Raw genomic sequence first — 14,960 nt, 5'->3', positions numbered from 1 at the left:
GTACGGTTTATAAAATCCCGGCTTAAGCTGGGATTTTTTTTGGAGAAAATATGTCAGCAACACCTTGGGCACCTAGTGCAAGCATAAACACCCTTAAGCAGCGTGCAGCCATACTTAGAATCATTCGTGAGTTTTTTTATACGCGTAATGTAATGGAAGTAGAAACACCGAGCTTAAGCAGTGCCAGTGTAACCGATGTGCATTTAGCAAGTTTTAATACGCAGTTTGTAGGCCCAGGCCACGCGGGTGGCTTGCCGCTTTATTTACAAACATCGCCTGAATTTGCAATGAAGCGTTTGCTAGCAGCAGGCTCAGGGCCCATATTTCAGCTTTGTAAGGCATTTAGAAACGAAGAAGCGGGGCGCCATCATAACCCCGAGTTTACCATGCTTGAGTGGTATCGCCCTGGGTTTGATGAGTTTGCATTAATGGATGAAATGGATGAGCTAATGCAGCTCATTTTAAATGTAGAGCCTGCAGAGCGTCTTACTTACCAACAAGCGTTTGAGCAAGTGTTAGCGCTTGACCCATTAACAGCTACGCTTAGACAATTGCAAACGCTTGCCAGCGATCACGGCTTTGCCGATATAGCCAAAAACGAAACCAATAAAGATACCTTACTGCAGCTGTTATTTTGTATGAAAGTAGAGCCAACTATTGGGCAAACTAAGCCGTGTTTTGTGTATCACTTTCCGGCATCGCAAGCGGCACTGGCACAGATTTGTGAGCATGATAACCGCGTAGCAGGGCGCTTTGAGCTTTATTATAAAAATATGGAATTAGCGAACGGCTTTAATGAGCTAACTAATGCTAAAGAGCAGGCAAAGCGCTTTGATGAAGATAACGCTTATCGCGCCGCCAATGGGTTAAACCACGTGCCTATGGATACTCGCTTAATCGCCGCTCTTGAGCACGGCTTACCGCAATGTGCAGGCGTTGCTATGGGTATAGACAGGTTAGTTATGCTAGCCACCGCTAAAGATACAATAAAAGAAGTCATCGCGTTTGATGTAGATAGGGCGTGATGCTTGTCCTGTAGGCAAGCCTTGCTTGCTGGCGCGTTGATATAAAATCTATTTACGCTTTTTCTTTTTGCGTGAGCAAGCTTCACGCCTACCAATAAAAAAGCACCGCGTTTATTGTAAACGCGGTGCTTAATATTTATTTTTTCTAACAGCTAACAGCTAACAGCTAACAGCTAACAGCTAACAGCTTACAGCTCTAACGTAAACGTTATACCCGCTACTCTTGGTTCACCTAATTGCACGTAGGTGTGTGTAGCGTAGCCATCAAGTGGATCGTTACCAAACTCAAAGCCGCGGGTTGGTACTTCTTCGTCAAATACGTTACGTGCCCATGCGCGCACTGCCCACATGTCGGCTTCGTAGCCTAAACTTAGGTTTACTAAATTGCTGCTGGGTGCTTTTGAATTATGACTATCTGAGAAGTAGTAATCGTCCTTACCTTCAACACCAATCATACCGTACAGCTCATTAGTAAAGTTGTAACGTGCGCTAAATGCGTATTGATATTTAGGTGATTGCGCTTGCTCACGACCGTCTTGATTTAAGCCTGATTGCGTTACAAAGTCGTCAATTTCTGTGTTTAAGTAACCCGCACTACCTGTTAAGAATAAATCTTCGGTAAGTTGGTAACTACCTTCAACTTCTAGCCCGTAGTTGCTACCAGAGCTTGCGTTATCAACGTAGCCTGTAAATTGCTGACCTTCTACTTGCCATGCTTTTAACTGAATGTTGTCGCGGTGCATATAAAATGCTGCTAAACGCAGGGTAAATTTATCATCAAGCGATGAACCCTTAACGCCAAACTCGCCGCTCCAAAGGTATTCTGGGTCAAAGCTTGTATGCTGCTGGAAAAAATCAGCATCTAGGTTTAAGCCTTCATCTTTAGCTTTTGCTAATGCTTCTGAATTAATACCGCCAGCTTTATAACCACGGGTAATGCTGGTGTAGATCATAGTACGGTCAATCACTTGGTATTCAAGTGCTATTTTACCGCCAACCATTACGTCGTCAGTCTCTTCAATAAAGCCGTTGCTGTCGGTGTAATCACCTTGGTATTGCTCTACACGTAAACCGGTAATGAGTGTGGTTTTAGGGCCGATAGGTGTGGCTACTTGGCCGTAAACAGCTACGTTACTGGTTTCGTAGGTTGATGCAAATGTACTTGCAAGCCATGTGTATTCGCGCTCTAAATCTACATCGCGGTTTTGATAGTAAACACCGGCAACCCAGTTACCTGTTTTAGAATTAAATTGTAAATTAGCCGATTGATCATCGCGATCACGCGTGTACACATCGGTTGAGCTATAACCCCAAGGGTGTAAGCCAGCTGCACATAATTGTGGCTCGCTTGCATCGTTACATACCCAGTCTTCATCAAAGCTGTAAAGTAGCTCTGTATCAATGGCTGAAAGGTTTAAACTTACATCAAAGGCATCAAAGCCTGTGTAGGTATTATTAATACCAATGGCGTAGCTTTGTTGATTATCTTGGCCTGGCTCGTCGGCTACACTATTACGGCTGTTATCAAGCGTGAACGCATCGTAGCCGTTGTTTATATCTATGTAGTGCAGGTTTAACTCTGTGTTTAAATGCTCAGTAAGTTGGCTGTTTAATTTAAAGCGGGCTACTTGCTCATCTTGTTGTTGAGTTTCGTCGTTTAAATACAGGTTATCTACATAGCCGTCTGATTTTCTACGAAAGTAGCTTACGCGTGCGCTTGTATCATCAGTTAAGCCGGTACTCGCTGCAAGGCCTGCTTCGCGTGAGTTATAAGTACCCATACCCACTTGTAATTTTAAGCTAGGATCGGCAGTTGCCTGAGCTGATTCCATTTGGATCATACCGGCCATGCCGTCTGCACCAAAGCGAGTGCCTTGTGGGCCGCGGTAAATTTCTACCTGGTCTATATCAAATAATAATGAGCTGCCACCTAAACCCGAGTAGTTAATGCCGTCAATAACTAAGCCAACCGATGGGTTAATTGGATCTACAAATTGTGAACGAAGTCCCACTCCACGAATTTGAATATAACGACCACGAGACGCACCAGATGTAAAGTTTACGTTGGCTGTACTACCTAGCATTTCGTCTAAGTAACTTGCACCACGTTGGTTAATTTCATCTTTGCTAAATAGGCTAGCGCTAGCGCTTAATGTTTGAATGCTTTCACGTTGAAAGTCGCCTGTAACAACAATTCGTTCTAGGTCGCTGTCATCAGCGTTTGCTATAAGTGGTGTACTAATTAGCGGTAATAACGCCGCAGTAATTAAAGACAAACGTAAGTTCATTAGGTTACTTAACTCCATTTTGGGGACTCGTATGGTAGCAATTATTTTAATACTTGTGTTATAACGCAGCGATTATACGTTAAATAATCAGGATTACTAATATGACCTTTAAAGTTGATTTTAAAGTGCGCCATTACGAATGTGACCTACAAGGAATTGTAAATAACAGTGTGTACTTTAATTATTTAGAGCATGCTCGCCATGAGTTTTTATTTGCAAATGGGGTTGATTTTGCACTACTAGCAAAGCAAAAAGTCAATTTAGTGGTGATACGCAGTGAGGTTGATTATAAACATTCGCTTGTACCAGATGATGAATTTTATATAGCAGTTGAACCTGAGCGTATAAGCCGTATAAAGTTTGCGTTTAAGCAAACCTTAGTGCGTAAACACGACAACAAAGTAATGCTACAAGCCAAGGTTATAGGCACTTCGGTTAATGAAAAAGGGCGCCCTTTTTTACCTCCCGAAATAGATAATTTATTTAAAAATTACACCCAGGATTAGCGGGTATAATTTTTAGGGGCTGTGAGCTTTGGGATTAAATTTAACCTAGTTTGTTTTAAAGCAGCGCCTAGGCAGTGGGGTTGTTTATCGTAAATAGCGGGTAGCGTAGGTGCTGTTATCGAGCCCACTAAGTTACAAACCAAGCAAAGCGATTAAAGCCCCCTTACTGTGAACACGTTTTAATCTGCAAAGTTCAACACTCTCTAAACTATCATAGAACAAAAATTTACATTTAAAACATGCATTTTTAACGGATAAACCGCATAAAAATTGTTACTATTACGGTAATTAAATATTTAGTTAGAAATAGCATGAAATTAGCAGCACTACCGATGCTTTTAATCGGTTTATGTATTGGTTGTACAGCCACAGGGACGGTGACCACTGAGCAGCTAAAGTACACACAATGGCAACTATCAAAGGTTGATGGTTTAGCTGTGCCGGCCTCTTACAGTGCATCAATGAGCTTTATTGAAGCGTTGCAAGTAAACGGGTTTGCAGGATGTAATAAGTTTTTTGGTGAAGGCGAGCTTAAAGACAGCAGTATTAGCGTTAATAAACTTGGCATGACGCGTAAGTCGTGCGGAGAAGACGTTGATGAGCTAGAGCAGCAGTTTTTACAAGCGCTAAGAGAAGGTGCAACGCTTACCATGCAAGGCCCACAGTTAGTTATGCAGGGCGATCAAACTTTTTTGTTTATTGCAAAGTAGTGGCATGAGTATTTAAAACTGCCCCTTGCAGGCAATTTTTAACTGGCGTACACTCAACGCTGATTTGATCAAAATAGCAAATCAACGAACATAATTTTACTTGTCGGAGTGCCTTAAATAATTAAGGCTGAGATCGCGAAAGCGGGATCCGTGAACCTGATCAGGTTAAAACCTGCGTAGGGAACAAGCTGCCTAAAATGGGACGCTTGTGCGTCTTTTTTTATGCGCACAACAAAATAACTAGCCATTTTAGGCCGCAAAGCAGCGTAACCACTGCTTTACGATCTTTCTCTATTCCTTATGGAATATCTGACAAGACAACCCTTTAGCAATGAGGTAAGTCATGTCAAACACTACAAATAAGTCTACACGTCGAGAAACGCGCGCTGCTGCGTCAGATTACATTTATAATTTAACGGGTCAGCCATTTCCAAGCTCACAAAAAGTGTATGTTGAGGGTAGCCAAAGCGGTGTACGCGTGGGTATGCGCGAAATTACATTAAGCGATACGTTTATTGGTGGTGATGAGCAAAACCCTGTGTATGAGCCAAACGAGCCACTGCGTGTTTACGATACATCAGGCCCGTATACCGACCCTAACTTTGAGCTAGACGTACGTAAGGGGTTACCTAAATTTCGTGAGCAGTGGATAAAAGAGCGCAACGACACTGAAGTGCTCGACTCGGTCACTTCGCAATTTGCTCAGCAACGTATGGCCGATGACGGCCTTGATCATATTCGCTTTGATCATTTACCTAAAATTCGCCGTGGTAAAGCGGGCAAAAACGTGACGCAAATGCATTATGCTCGCCAAGGCATTATTACCCCTGAAATGGAATACGTAGCCATACGCGAAAACATGGGCCGTGCACAAATTAGAGAAGAGCTGCTAGCAGCACAGCATAAAGGCGAATCGTTTGGGGCGAGTATTCCCGATTTTATTACCCCTGAATTTGTACGCGACGAAATAGCCCGCGGTCGCGCTATTTTACCAAATAATATTAACCACCCCGAAACCGAGCCCATGATAGTTGGCCGTAACTTTTTAGTTAAAGTTAACGCTAATATTGGTAATTCATCGGTAAGCTCATCAATCGAAGAAGAAGTAGAAAAAATGGTGTGGTCTACGCGCTGGGGTGCCGATACCGTAATGGATTTATCAACCGGGCGTTACATTCACGAAACCCGTGAGTGGGTAGTACGTAATTCGCCGGTGCCCATTGGCACGGTACCCATTTATCAGGCGCTTGAAAAAGTAAACGGAGTGGCCGAAGACCTAACGTGGGAGATATTTCGCGATACGTTAATTGAACAAGCCGAGCAGGGCGTTGATTACTTTACCATTCATGCCGGTGTATTGCTGCGTTATGTGCCAATGACGGCAAAGCGTGTAACCGGCATTGTATCGCGTGGTGGCTCAATTATGGCTAAGTGGTGTTTAGCGCACCATAAAGAAAACTTTTTATATACGCACTTTGAAGATATTTGCGAAATTTTAAAACAATACGATGTGTGTTTTTCGCTTGGAGATGGCCTTCGTCCAGGTTCGATTGCTGATGCCAACGACGAAGCGCAATTTAGTGAGCTACGTACGTTAGGGGAGCTTACAAAAATTGCGTGGAAACACGATGTACAAGTATTTATTGAAGGCCCAGGCCATGTGCCAATGCACATGATTAAAGCCAATATGGATGAGCAATTAGAACATTGTGGCGAAGCGCCTTTTTACACATTAGGCCCATTAACGACCGATATAGCACCAGGGTACGACCATATAACATCGGGTATAGGCGCTGCACAAATAGCGTGGTACGGCTGTGCCATGCTGTGTTATGTAACACCAAAAGAGCATTTAGGTTTGCCCAATAAAGAAGATGTAAAAGAGGGCCTAATTACCTACAAAATTGCAGCGCATGCGGCCGACTTAGCCAAAGGCCACCCCGGCGCGCAAGAGCGCGATAATGCATTATCTAAAGCGCGCTTTGAATTTAGGTGGCACGACCAATTTAACATTGGTTTAGACCCAGAACGTGCCCGTGAATACCACGACGAAACCTTACCGCAAGAGTCTGGCAAAGTAGCGCACTTTTGCTCTATGTGCGGCCCTAAATTTTGCTCAATGAAAATTACCCAAGAGGTACGCGATTACGCAAAAGATCTCGAATCACGCGGAATCGATCCTAACAATGTTGGTGATGCAATTGAGATCAAAATGGTTGATGTAGAAGCGCAAATGAAAGCGAAATCTGAAGAGTTTAAACAAACGGGCTCAGAAATTTACCACAAAGCAATATAAGCCAATAACAGGTTAGCGGCTTATGGCTGCTAGCCTGTTATTAAAAGGAGGTTTTATGTTTTACAACATTGCTGTTGTGGGGTTTGGTTTAGCAGGGCGCTTAGCTGCCCTTGAGCTTAGTAAGTCGCATCATGTAACCGTGTTTGAAGCCAGTGACGAACACACACAAAATAGTGCCGGTAAAGTGGCTGCGGCAATGCTTGCTCCGCTTGCTGAGTCGGTATTATGTGAAACGGATTTAGCAATCATGGGGCTAAATTCACTCAAGCGCTGGCCAGAGATAGTGAGCGAGCTTGAAGGCGAGGTTTTTTATCAGCAAAAAGGCACGCTGGTTGTGGCGCACCAGCAAGATAAAGGTGACTTACAAAGCTTTAGTCAGCGAATAAAGCCAATAGCAGGGCACAGCGCGCAGGCGTTAAATGCTCAGCAAATAAAACAGTTAGAACCCGAATTAGCTAATCGTTTTAACCAAGGTGTTTTTTTACCCTGCGAAGGGCAAATAGATAACCAGGCCTTTTATAAAGCAAGCTTTACCATACTTAATAAACGTAAGGTTAAGTTTGTTTTTAACCAACGCGTTAGCATTCAAAACGGCGAGGTGAATAACCGCGCGTTTGATTACATTATTGACTGTCGTGGCTTAGGTGCTAAAGGCGATAAACCCCTTAGAGGCGTACGCGGTGAAGTGGCCAGGTTACATGCACCTGAGGTTAATTTAACGCGGCCGGTGCGTTTAATGCACCCGCGCTACCCAATTTATATAGCGCCAAAACCAAATAATGAGTATGTAATTGGTGCAACTGAAATAGAGTCTGATGATAGCGGCCCTGCAACAGTACGCTCCACGCTTGAGCTACTTTCGGCGGCTTACACTGTGCACAGCGGGTTTGCCGAAGCACGGCTGTTAAATATTCAAAGCGGGTTACGCCCCGCATTTAACGATAACCGCCCTGCGGTTTTAAAAACAGGTAGCGTAATTAGCATTAATGGCTTATATCGTCATGGCTACATGTTAGGGCCCGCCTTAGTGGCTGATGCGTTATCTCAAATAGGGTGAGTAATAAATGACTATAACAATTAATGGTGAGCTGTTAACTATTAAAAGCGCAATGCTTGTTGATGTATTACAAAATTTTGGTGCAAAGCCTCCATTTGCGGTGGCACTAAATGGCGAATTTATTCCACAAAGTCTGCATGCCAGCACCGCAATTAACGAAGGGGATAGCATCGAGTTGTTATCGCCTATTCAAGGTGGGTAGCATTATGCAAGGTAACGATTGCTTAACTATTTATGGCGAGCAACTAAATAGCCGTTTATTAATAGGCTCGGCGCTTTATCCCTCTCCAGCGGTGATGGAAGAGTCTATAAAAGCCTCTGGCGCGCAAATAGTAACGGTGTCATTAAGGCGCCAGCAAAGCGCTGCAGCAGGGGATGACTTTTGGCAGCTTATAAAAAACACCGGCCTTAAAATACTGCCTAATACCGCAGGGTGTCACAGTGTAAAAGAAGCCGTAACACTTGCTAAAATGTGCCGTGAAGTATTTGCAACCGATTGGATTAAACTTGAACTAATAGGTGATGACTACAACTTACAGCCCGACCCATTCGCATTGTTAGAAGCCACAAAAATATTAATTGATGATGGCTTTAAAGTATTACCCTACTGCACAGATGATTTAGTTCTTTGCCAGCGTTTAAACGAGCTAGGGTGTGAGGTGCTTATGCCTTGGGGCGCGCCTATTGGCACCGGTAAGGGGCTTTTAAATAGTTATAATTTAAAAACAATTCGTGAGCGCTTACCAAACACAACATTAATTGTAGATGCGGGGCTTGGTTTACCTTCGCATGCCTGCCAAGCGCTTGAATTAGGGTATGATGCGGTATTATTAAATTCAGCGATAGCAGGGGCTGGCTGCTCAATTACGATGAGTCGTGCATTTAAAGCCGCGGTAGAAGCAGGGCGCTTTGCTTATAAGGCAAAAGCAATGCCCGAAAAAGACTTAGCCGCCCCATCAACCCCCACAATAGGCATGCCGTTTTGGCATCAGCAGTAAGGAAATAAAGAGTATGAATAATTTAGTGTGGACAATTGCAGGCTCAGACTCAGGTGGTGGCGCAGGCATTCAAGCCGATATAAAAGCAATGCAAAGTTTTGGCGTGCATGGCTGTACTGCAATTACCGCGCTTACGGCGCAAAATAGCTTAGGTGTAGAGGCCATTAACGCGGTATCTACCGATATTATTGAATCGCAATTACTCGCACTCGAAAGCGATATGAAAGCCAAAGTAATTAAAATTGGCATGCTGGCTAATGTGCAGCAAATTCAATTAATAAGCGAGCATATAGCACATTACAAAGCTAAATGGCCTGTACCGCCTGTGATTGTTTACGACCCCGTTGCAATTGCTTCAAGTGGTGATGTATTAACAGAGGAAGATACCGTAAGTGCCATTAAAGAATGCTTAATGCCGCTGGTGGATGTAATAACGCCTAACACGCACGAAACGCAATTGCTAACAGGGGTGTATTTAATTGGCCCAAGCGCCGTGAAAGACGCAGCTAAAAAGCTATTAAGTTGGGGCGCAAAAGCGGTTGTAATTAAAGGCGGGCACTGGGATTACCCAACTGGTTATTGTATTGATTACTGCACACAAAACGGCGAAGAGTATTGGCTTGGGAATAAAAAAATTCAAAGCCCTCATAGCCATGGCACAGGTTGCAGTATGGCCTCGGTTATTGCCGCGTGTTTAGCAAAAGGCTACCCCCTAAAAGATGCTTTTATTTTAGCTAAAGCTTATATAAATCAGGGCTTAAAGCAGTCGGTTAGATACGGCGAAGGAATAGGCCCTGTTGCACATACTGCTTTTCCTACACAGTTAGATGACTACCCGCAAGTAATTGAGCCTGGCAGCTGGCTTGGTGATGAGCTTGATTTTGATGTGCCGCTGGAATTTAATATGGCGGCTGATTTTGCACCTTGTGAGAGCAAAAAGTTGGGCCTATATGCTGTGGTCGATAGCCTAGATTGGCTAGATAAATGTTTGCAGCAAGGTATTACTACGGCGCAGCTTCGCGTTAAAAATAAAACCGACCTTGAGCTTGATGAGTTAATTAAGCAGGCCGTAGAGCTGGGTAAAAAGTACCACGCTCACGTATTTATAAACGACTACTGGCAGTTGGCAATAAAGCACGGTGCCTACGGCGTACACTTAGGCCAAGAAGATTTAGAAACCGCTAATTTAGCAGCGATTAAAGCTGCGGGGCTAAGGCTTGGGCTTTCTACCCACGGTTTTTACGAAATGTTACGTGCGCACAACTATCGACCAAGTTATATGGCATTTGGTGCTATTTACCCAACCACGACCAAAGATATGAGTGGCCAAATACAAGGTCTCGATAAACTTAAAAAGTGTGTGCCATTAATGCAAAGCTACCCAACTGTTGCCATTGGCGGCATAGATTTAACCCGCGCAAGCGAGGTTGCAAGTACTGGAGTAGGCAGTGTTGCGGTTGTACGAGCGATTAGTGAAGCGGATGATTATATTGCTGCAATTAGTGTGCTACAAAGTGCTATAAACCAGCCTAATGAATAAGCTTAGCGATAAAGAAACCCTGCGTTATAGTCGCCACTTATTATTAAAAGAAGTGGGCCTAGAAGGTCAGTTAGCACTTAAAGCAGCCACCGTTGCAGTAGTGGGAGTTGGCGGGCTAGGTAGCCCTGCACTTTTGTATTTAGCTGCGGCAGGTATTGGTAAACTTATTTTAATAGATGATGATGCGGTTGAGCTTTCTAACTTGCAGCGCCAAGTGCTTTATAAAGTTAATCACTTAGGGCAAAACAAGGTCACTGCTGCTGGCAAAGTATTAACAAGCCTTAATAATCAAATAGAAATAGTGACGCATTGTAAAAAGCTCGATGATAACAACGCAGCTGAGCTTTTAAAAAATGCCGATATAGTACTTGATTGCTCTGATAATTTTGCCACACGTTACAGTGTTAACCGTTATTGCTCTACTCATAAGCTGCCTTTAATTGCAGGTGCAGCACTGGCAAAGAAAGGGCAGTTAATGGGGTTTGATTTTAGGCAAAATAATAGCCCGTGTTATGGCTGTGTTTTTGCAAAAAGTGACGCCGCACCCGCTGTAAATTGTAGTAATGCAGGTGTAATAAGCCCACTGTTAGGAATTATAGGCTCTATGCAGGCACAGCTTACGCTTAATATGCTGTTAGGGCATGTTGAAGGTAGTGTGTTTATCAGCTTTGATGCGCTGAGCTTAAAGCAACAGCAATTTAAAATGATTAAAGATATAAACTGCAAAGAGTGCGGTGAATAAAGTATGAGGTAATTCGCGGGGCTAAACTCGGGGTTAAGCCATGAGAAGCTGCGCTTCTAACGTAAGCAAGCTCTTCGTCTACAGCTAAAATTAGCATCGTAGTTTAATTAATCTATAGGCGCCTTGCTTGCTGGCGCGTTGATATAAAATCTATTTACGCTTTTTCTTTTTTGCGTGAGCAAGCTTCACGCCTACCAATAAAAAAGCACCGCGTTTATGGTAAACGCGGTGCTTAATATTTATTTTTGCTTACAGCTTGGCAAACACGTCTTGTAGTGGTGGTACTACTTGCTTTTTACGGCTTAATACGCCATCTAGCCATACTTTATCTTCGCTCGGCTTTTCACCGTAAGCTTGCTCTACAAGGTTTGCATCATCTGAAGCGATCAGCATTTGTGAGCCTTCTTTCATGATGTCGGTAAGCAGTAAGAATACTGAGTGGCGGTTGCCTTCAATTTTTAGCTTAGCAATATCGGCTTCTAAGTCTGCTTTAATTTCGTCAAACACTGCAAGGTCAATAACCTCTAGCTGGCCAATGCCGACTAGGTGACCGTTCATGTTGAAGTCTTTAAAGTCACGCATTACTAAGTCACGCACAGGGGTGTCTTCAACAGCTGACTTAACACGGAACATGTCCATGCCTAGTTCTTTAAAGTCTTCAATGCCGGCAATTTCTGCTAGTGCTTCTACACATTTAATATCAGCCGTTGTACAGGTCGGCGATTTAAAAATAACGGTATCGCTTAAAATTGCACATAGCATGATGCCAGCAATATCTTTAGGGATTTCTACGTTGTAGAAGTCATACATCATTTTAATAATGGTGTTTGAACAGCCTACCGGACGGATCCAACACTCAAGCGGTGTAGATGACGTTAAATCGCCTAGTTTATGGTGATCGACTACGCCAACAACACGTGCTTGGTCGATATCATCTGGTGCTTGTGTTTTTTCTGTGTGGTCAACAATATATACATCTTCGCCAGCGTAGCTTAATTTAAGCTCAGGTGCTTCGAAGCCAAATTTATCTAGGATAAATTGAGTTTCTGGTGACACTTCACCAAGGCGTGTTGGAATTGCTGGCTCATCGATTTGGTTTTTTAAATAAGCAAGTGCAATTGCACCACAAATTGAATCTGAATCTGGGATTTTATGGCCCACTACATACATAGACATTGACGGAACTCCTTTAAATTTGCCGATATTCTACCAAAGTCTGTGGCCTTTAACATATAGACAGTGCAATTAAGTTTTAGTTACACTTTAAAATCTTGAATTTACTGGGTGTATAAATATGCGACTGGGCCGCAAAGGTTGGAACAACGTTATTATTTTTTCGATGTTGATTATGATCTTCTTTTTAAATGGCTGGCATAAGCAGTTTTTAGGGGGCGAAGACGAGCCTACATTACAACCGGTACTGCCATTACAAAGTTTTGTGTTAACACTGAGCTTTGTTGATCAGAAAATTGAACGTATTGGTACAAGTTGGCGTACAACCGCATTAAAAGAAAATACGCCCGTGAGGTGGGATGCATCACAGCAGCAATTAGCTGAGCTAATTAACCATTGGCAAACGGCTGCGTTGATGCAGGTAAATGAGTCTGTTGTATTTAATCCAAACTCACCATTGTACGTGGCCACCTTTGAGTTGGCTGGCGAGCGCTTACCTTGGGTTTATTTACTGTACAAAGGTAACGGTAAGTATTATTTGTTGGAAAAAAATAGCCAGCGCGTGATGGGGCTTGATTTAGCGACTGCAAAGCAGTTATTTCCAAGTGTTGATTTTTCAAAAAGTGAGTTGCATTAATGCCTGAATTACCAGAGGTAGAAGTAAGTAGACTGGGGATCACCCCGCATGTAGAAAACCAGGTGGTGACGAAGGTAAATATTTATAATGCCAGCATGCGATGGCCTGTGCCCGATGATGTTTATCAGTTAGAAGGGTTGAAGGTAGAGCGAATTGAGCGCCGTGCAAAGTATTTATTGCTGCACTGCGAATTAGGGAGTGCTATTTTACATTTGGGAATGTCGGGTAATTTGCGCGTTGTAGATAAACGCGAGCCGCTTAAAAAGCATGATCATGTTGAGTTTGTTCTTAGTAATGACAAGGCGCTGCGATTAAACGACCCTCGCCGGTTTGGTTGCTGTTTATGGCAAGCACCAGGGGATGTTCATAAGTTACTCTCAAAACTTGGCCCTGAGCCGCTTACGGATGATTTTTTTGCAAAGCGTGTATACGAGCAATCGCGAAATAAAAAAGCCCCCGTGAAGCAATTTATTATGGATAACGCGGTGGTGGTGGGCGTAGGTAATATTTATGCCAATGAGTCGTTATTTAAGGCGGGGATACACCCAAAACGCGAAGCAGGCAAAGTATCGTTAAAGCGATATCAAACCCTGATCCCTATTATTAAAGACACTCTAGCAGCAGCAATAACACAAGGCGGTACAACCCTTAAAGACTTTGCCCAAAGTGATGGCAAACCAGGTTATTTTGCACAGCAGTTGTTAGTGTACGGGCGAAAAGGAGAGGCGTGCGTAACGTGTAAAACGCCACTTGAAGAAATTAGACTAGGGCAGCGCAGTACGGTGTTTTGTAAGCACTGCCAAAAATAGCCGTGTTATAGCTCAAACGGTGCCACACCGACGGCTTTCATTTTATAGCCCACTTGGGCTATTTCACCAGACCAGGTTTCGGTACTGATAACGCCGGTAACAACAATCGCATCATACAGGCTCTCTATGGGTACGCCACCTTTTACTGTTACATGAACGATTTGATTTGGCGGCGGGGGCGGTACGTGAATACACGCGCCAAAGTATGGCACAAGCAAAAACTCAGTAATAACTTCACTGTCGCCCTCAAGTGGAACAACAAACCCCGGTAAGCTCACTGATTGGCCATTTAATGCTTCAACCACAGGAGCATCTAGCTCTGGTTGCACCCAGTTTTGTTCACTGCCTTCGTGGTTAGCCTGTGCTTGGGTATCTATTTGTACATGCCCTTGTGGGATTAAGTCTTCCCAAAAAATTTCTTTCGGCGGGTTTGCACTACTGACAAAGCTAATAAGTAGGCAGCTTACTAGCATGCAGTAATAAAGCGCGGATTTAAAAAGTATCATGAAATTCCTAAAGTTAAGTTTTTATACTCATACCATCGCTAAGCGAATAAAAGTAAGCGCGGATAGCTGGTATTAAGCCAATTATAAACCCAGCGGCCATAATAACGCCTATTAAAGTGAGTTCATAGTAAGAGAGCATGGCAATATTAACGCTTATGCCTGCATGGCTTTGCAAATAGCTGCTACTGATAAGCATAACGCCATAATACAAACCACAGCCAACTAGGCAGCCTAATAATGTTGTAAATAACGACTCCATGCTTATTAGTGTAAATAGCTGCCATGGCCGTGCGCCGACTGAGCGCAATATAGCAAGTTCTCTTCGGCGTTGATTTAAATTGGCCAGTAGCGTGGTCAACATACCCAATAAACTGACTAATATAACAACGCCTGAAAACAGTAAGAGTACTTTTTCGACAATGGCGAGCATTTGCCACAGCTCTTTTAAGGTCACTGTGGGCATAATGGCCAGAAGTGGCTCTTTTTTGTATTGGTTGATATTACGCCTAATTTGCAATGTGTATAAAGGCGAGTCGAATCCCATTAAAAACGCAGTAATTTGACTTGGCTCACCGATTAGGTTGTTATGCTCATCGTGCTCATCGTGCTCATCGTGCTCATCGTGCTCATCGTGCTCATCGTGCTCATCGTGCTCATCGTGCTCATCGTGCTC

Annotated in this window: 15 protein-coding genes and 1 riboswitch; of the genes, 11 read left to right on the top strand and 4 right to left on the bottom strand. The window is 43.4% G+C overall.

The genetic code is table 11. The annotated features are described in order from the left end of the window. Nucleotides 1-50 precede the first annotated feature (50 nt). Nucleotides 51-1,025: an elongation factor P--(R)-beta-lysine ligase gene (gene epmA / locus MTF68_RS18525; RefSeq protein ID WP_248463302.1), complete on the top strand. Its 975-nt coding sequence runs from the start codon at nucleotides 51-53 to the stop codon at nucleotides 1,023-1,025. A 188-nt stretch (nucleotides 1,026-1,213) separates the two neighbouring features. Here epmA and MTF68_RS18520 read toward each other — a convergent pair whose 3' ends face one another. After that, nucleotides 1,214-3,331, bottom strand: coding sequence for a TonB-dependent receptor (locus MTF68_RS18520; RefSeq protein WP_248463301.1), 2,118 nt, complete (start codon nucleotides 3,329-3,331; stop codon nucleotides 1,214-1,216). An 83-nt stretch (nucleotides 3,332-3,414) separates the two neighbouring features. On the opposite strand from MTF68_RS18520, the gene MTF68_RS18515 reads away from it, so the two are divergent. The 8 genes from MTF68_RS18515 to MTF68_RS18480 all read left to right on the top strand — a co-directional run bounded on the left by MTF68_RS18515 (nucleotide 3,415) and on the right by MTF68_RS18480 (nucleotide 11,162). Continuing rightward, entirely contained in the window at nucleotides 3,415-3,819 is a 405-nt protein-coding gene (locus MTF68_RS18515; protein ID WP_004589047.1) for an acyl-CoA thioesterase, read from the top strand. A gap of 311 nt (nucleotides 3,820-4,130) precedes the next feature. Continuing rightward, a complete protein-coding gene (locus MTF68_RS18510; RefSeq protein ID WP_248463300.1) occupies nucleotides 4,131-4,529 on the top strand; it encodes an META domain-containing protein in 399 nt (132 codons plus the stop codon). Nucleotides 4,530-4,623: 94 nt separating this feature from the next. Beyond that, nucleotides 4,624-4,729: riboswitch (TPP riboswitch) on the top strand. Nucleotides 4,730-4,872: 143 nt separating this feature from the next. Next, nucleotides 4,873-6,825: a phosphomethylpyrimidine synthase ThiC gene (gene thiC / locus MTF68_RS18505; protein ID WP_248463299.1), complete on the top strand. Its 1,953-nt coding sequence runs from the start codon at nucleotides 4,873-4,875 to the stop codon at nucleotides 6,823-6,825. A gap of 55 nt (nucleotides 6,826-6,880) precedes the next feature. Further along, nucleotides 6,881-7,882, top strand: a complete 1,002-nt coding sequence (locus tag MTF68_RS18500; RefSeq protein ID WP_248463297.1) for an FAD-dependent oxidoreductase — start codon at nucleotides 6,881-6,883, stop codon at nucleotides 7,880-7,882. 7 nt (nucleotides 7,883-7,889) lie between these two features. Next, entirely contained in the window at nucleotides 7,890-8,084 is a 195-nt protein-coding gene (gene thiS / locus MTF68_RS18495; protein WP_248463295.1) for a sulfur carrier protein ThiS, read from the top strand. Nucleotides 8,085-8,088: 4 nt separating this feature from the next. Then, the gene (locus MTF68_RS18490) at nucleotides 8,089-8,880 is read left to right on the top strand and encodes a thiazole synthase (RefSeq protein WP_248463293.1); all 792 of its coding nucleotides are present in this window, start codon (nucleotides 8,089-8,091) and stop codon (nucleotides 8,878-8,880) included. 13 nt (nucleotides 8,881-8,893) lie between these two features. After that, nucleotides 8,894-10,420 (top strand): thiamine phosphate synthase, encoded by a 1,527-nt coding sequence (gene thiE, locus MTF68_RS18485; protein ID WP_248463291.1) that lies wholly within the window; start codon nucleotides 8,894-8,896, stop codon nucleotides 10,418-10,420. Then, complete coding sequence (locus MTF68_RS18480; RefSeq protein ID WP_248463290.1) at nucleotides 10,413-11,162, top strand: HesA/MoeB/ThiF family protein; 750 nt, start codon at nucleotides 10,413-10,415, stop codon at nucleotides 11,160-11,162. The genes thiE and MTF68_RS18480 overlap by 8 nt, the downstream gene beginning before the upstream one ends. A gap of 249 nt (nucleotides 11,163-11,411) precedes the next feature. Here MTF68_RS18480 and MTF68_RS18475 read toward each other — a convergent pair whose 3' ends face one another. Then, nucleotides 11,412-12,338 carry a manganese-dependent inorganic pyrophosphatase gene (locus tag MTF68_RS18475; RefSeq protein ID WP_004589063.1) on the bottom strand — a complete coding sequence of 309 codons (927 nt, stop codon included), beginning with the start codon at nucleotides 12,336-12,338 and terminating at the stop codon, nucleotides 11,412-11,414. Nucleotides 12,339-12,456: 118 nt separating this feature from the next. Between MTF68_RS18475 and MTF68_RS18470 the strand changes: the two genes are divergently transcribed. Both MTF68_RS18470 and mutM read left to right on the top strand, forming a co-directional pair. After that, nucleotides 12,457-12,972: a hypothetical protein gene (locus MTF68_RS18470; protein ID WP_004589064.1), complete on the top strand. Its 516-nt coding sequence runs from the start codon at nucleotides 12,457-12,459 to the stop codon at nucleotides 12,970-12,972. Further along, nucleotides 12,972-13,781, top strand: coding sequence for a bifunctional DNA-formamidopyrimidine glycosylase/DNA-(apurinic or apyrimidinic site) lyase (mutM, locus tag MTF68_RS18465; RefSeq protein ID WP_248463288.1), 810 nt, complete (start codon nucleotides 12,972-12,974; stop codon nucleotides 13,779-13,781). Before MTF68_RS18470 ends, mutM begins: the two co-directional genes overlap by 1 nt. Nucleotides 13,782-13,786: 5 nt before the next feature. Here mutM and MTF68_RS18460 read toward each other — a convergent pair whose 3' ends face one another. Both MTF68_RS18460 and MTF68_RS18455 read right to left on the bottom strand, forming a co-directional pair. Next, nucleotides 13,787-14,287 carry a DUF3299 domain-containing protein gene (locus MTF68_RS18460; RefSeq protein ID WP_024033344.1) on the bottom strand — a complete coding sequence of 167 codons (501 nt, stop codon included), beginning with the start codon at nucleotides 14,285-14,287 and terminating at the stop codon, nucleotides 13,787-13,789. Between the two features lie 13 nt (nucleotides 14,288-14,300). Further along, nucleotides 14,301-14,960 (bottom strand): FtsX-like permease family protein (locus MTF68_RS18455; protein ID WP_248463287.1); only part of this gene is annotated, 660 nt, incomplete at its 5' end.

It is taken from the genome of Pseudoalteromonas sp. 2CM37A, from assembly GCF_023161885.1.
GTDB classification, from domain to species: domain Bacteria; phylum Pseudomonadota; class Gammaproteobacteria; order Enterobacterales; family Alteromonadaceae; genus Pseudoalteromonas; species Pseudoalteromonas atlantica.
The sequence above is the reverse complement of the archived record's forward strand: the minus strand, read 5'-3'. Positions and strand labels throughout refer to the sequence as shown.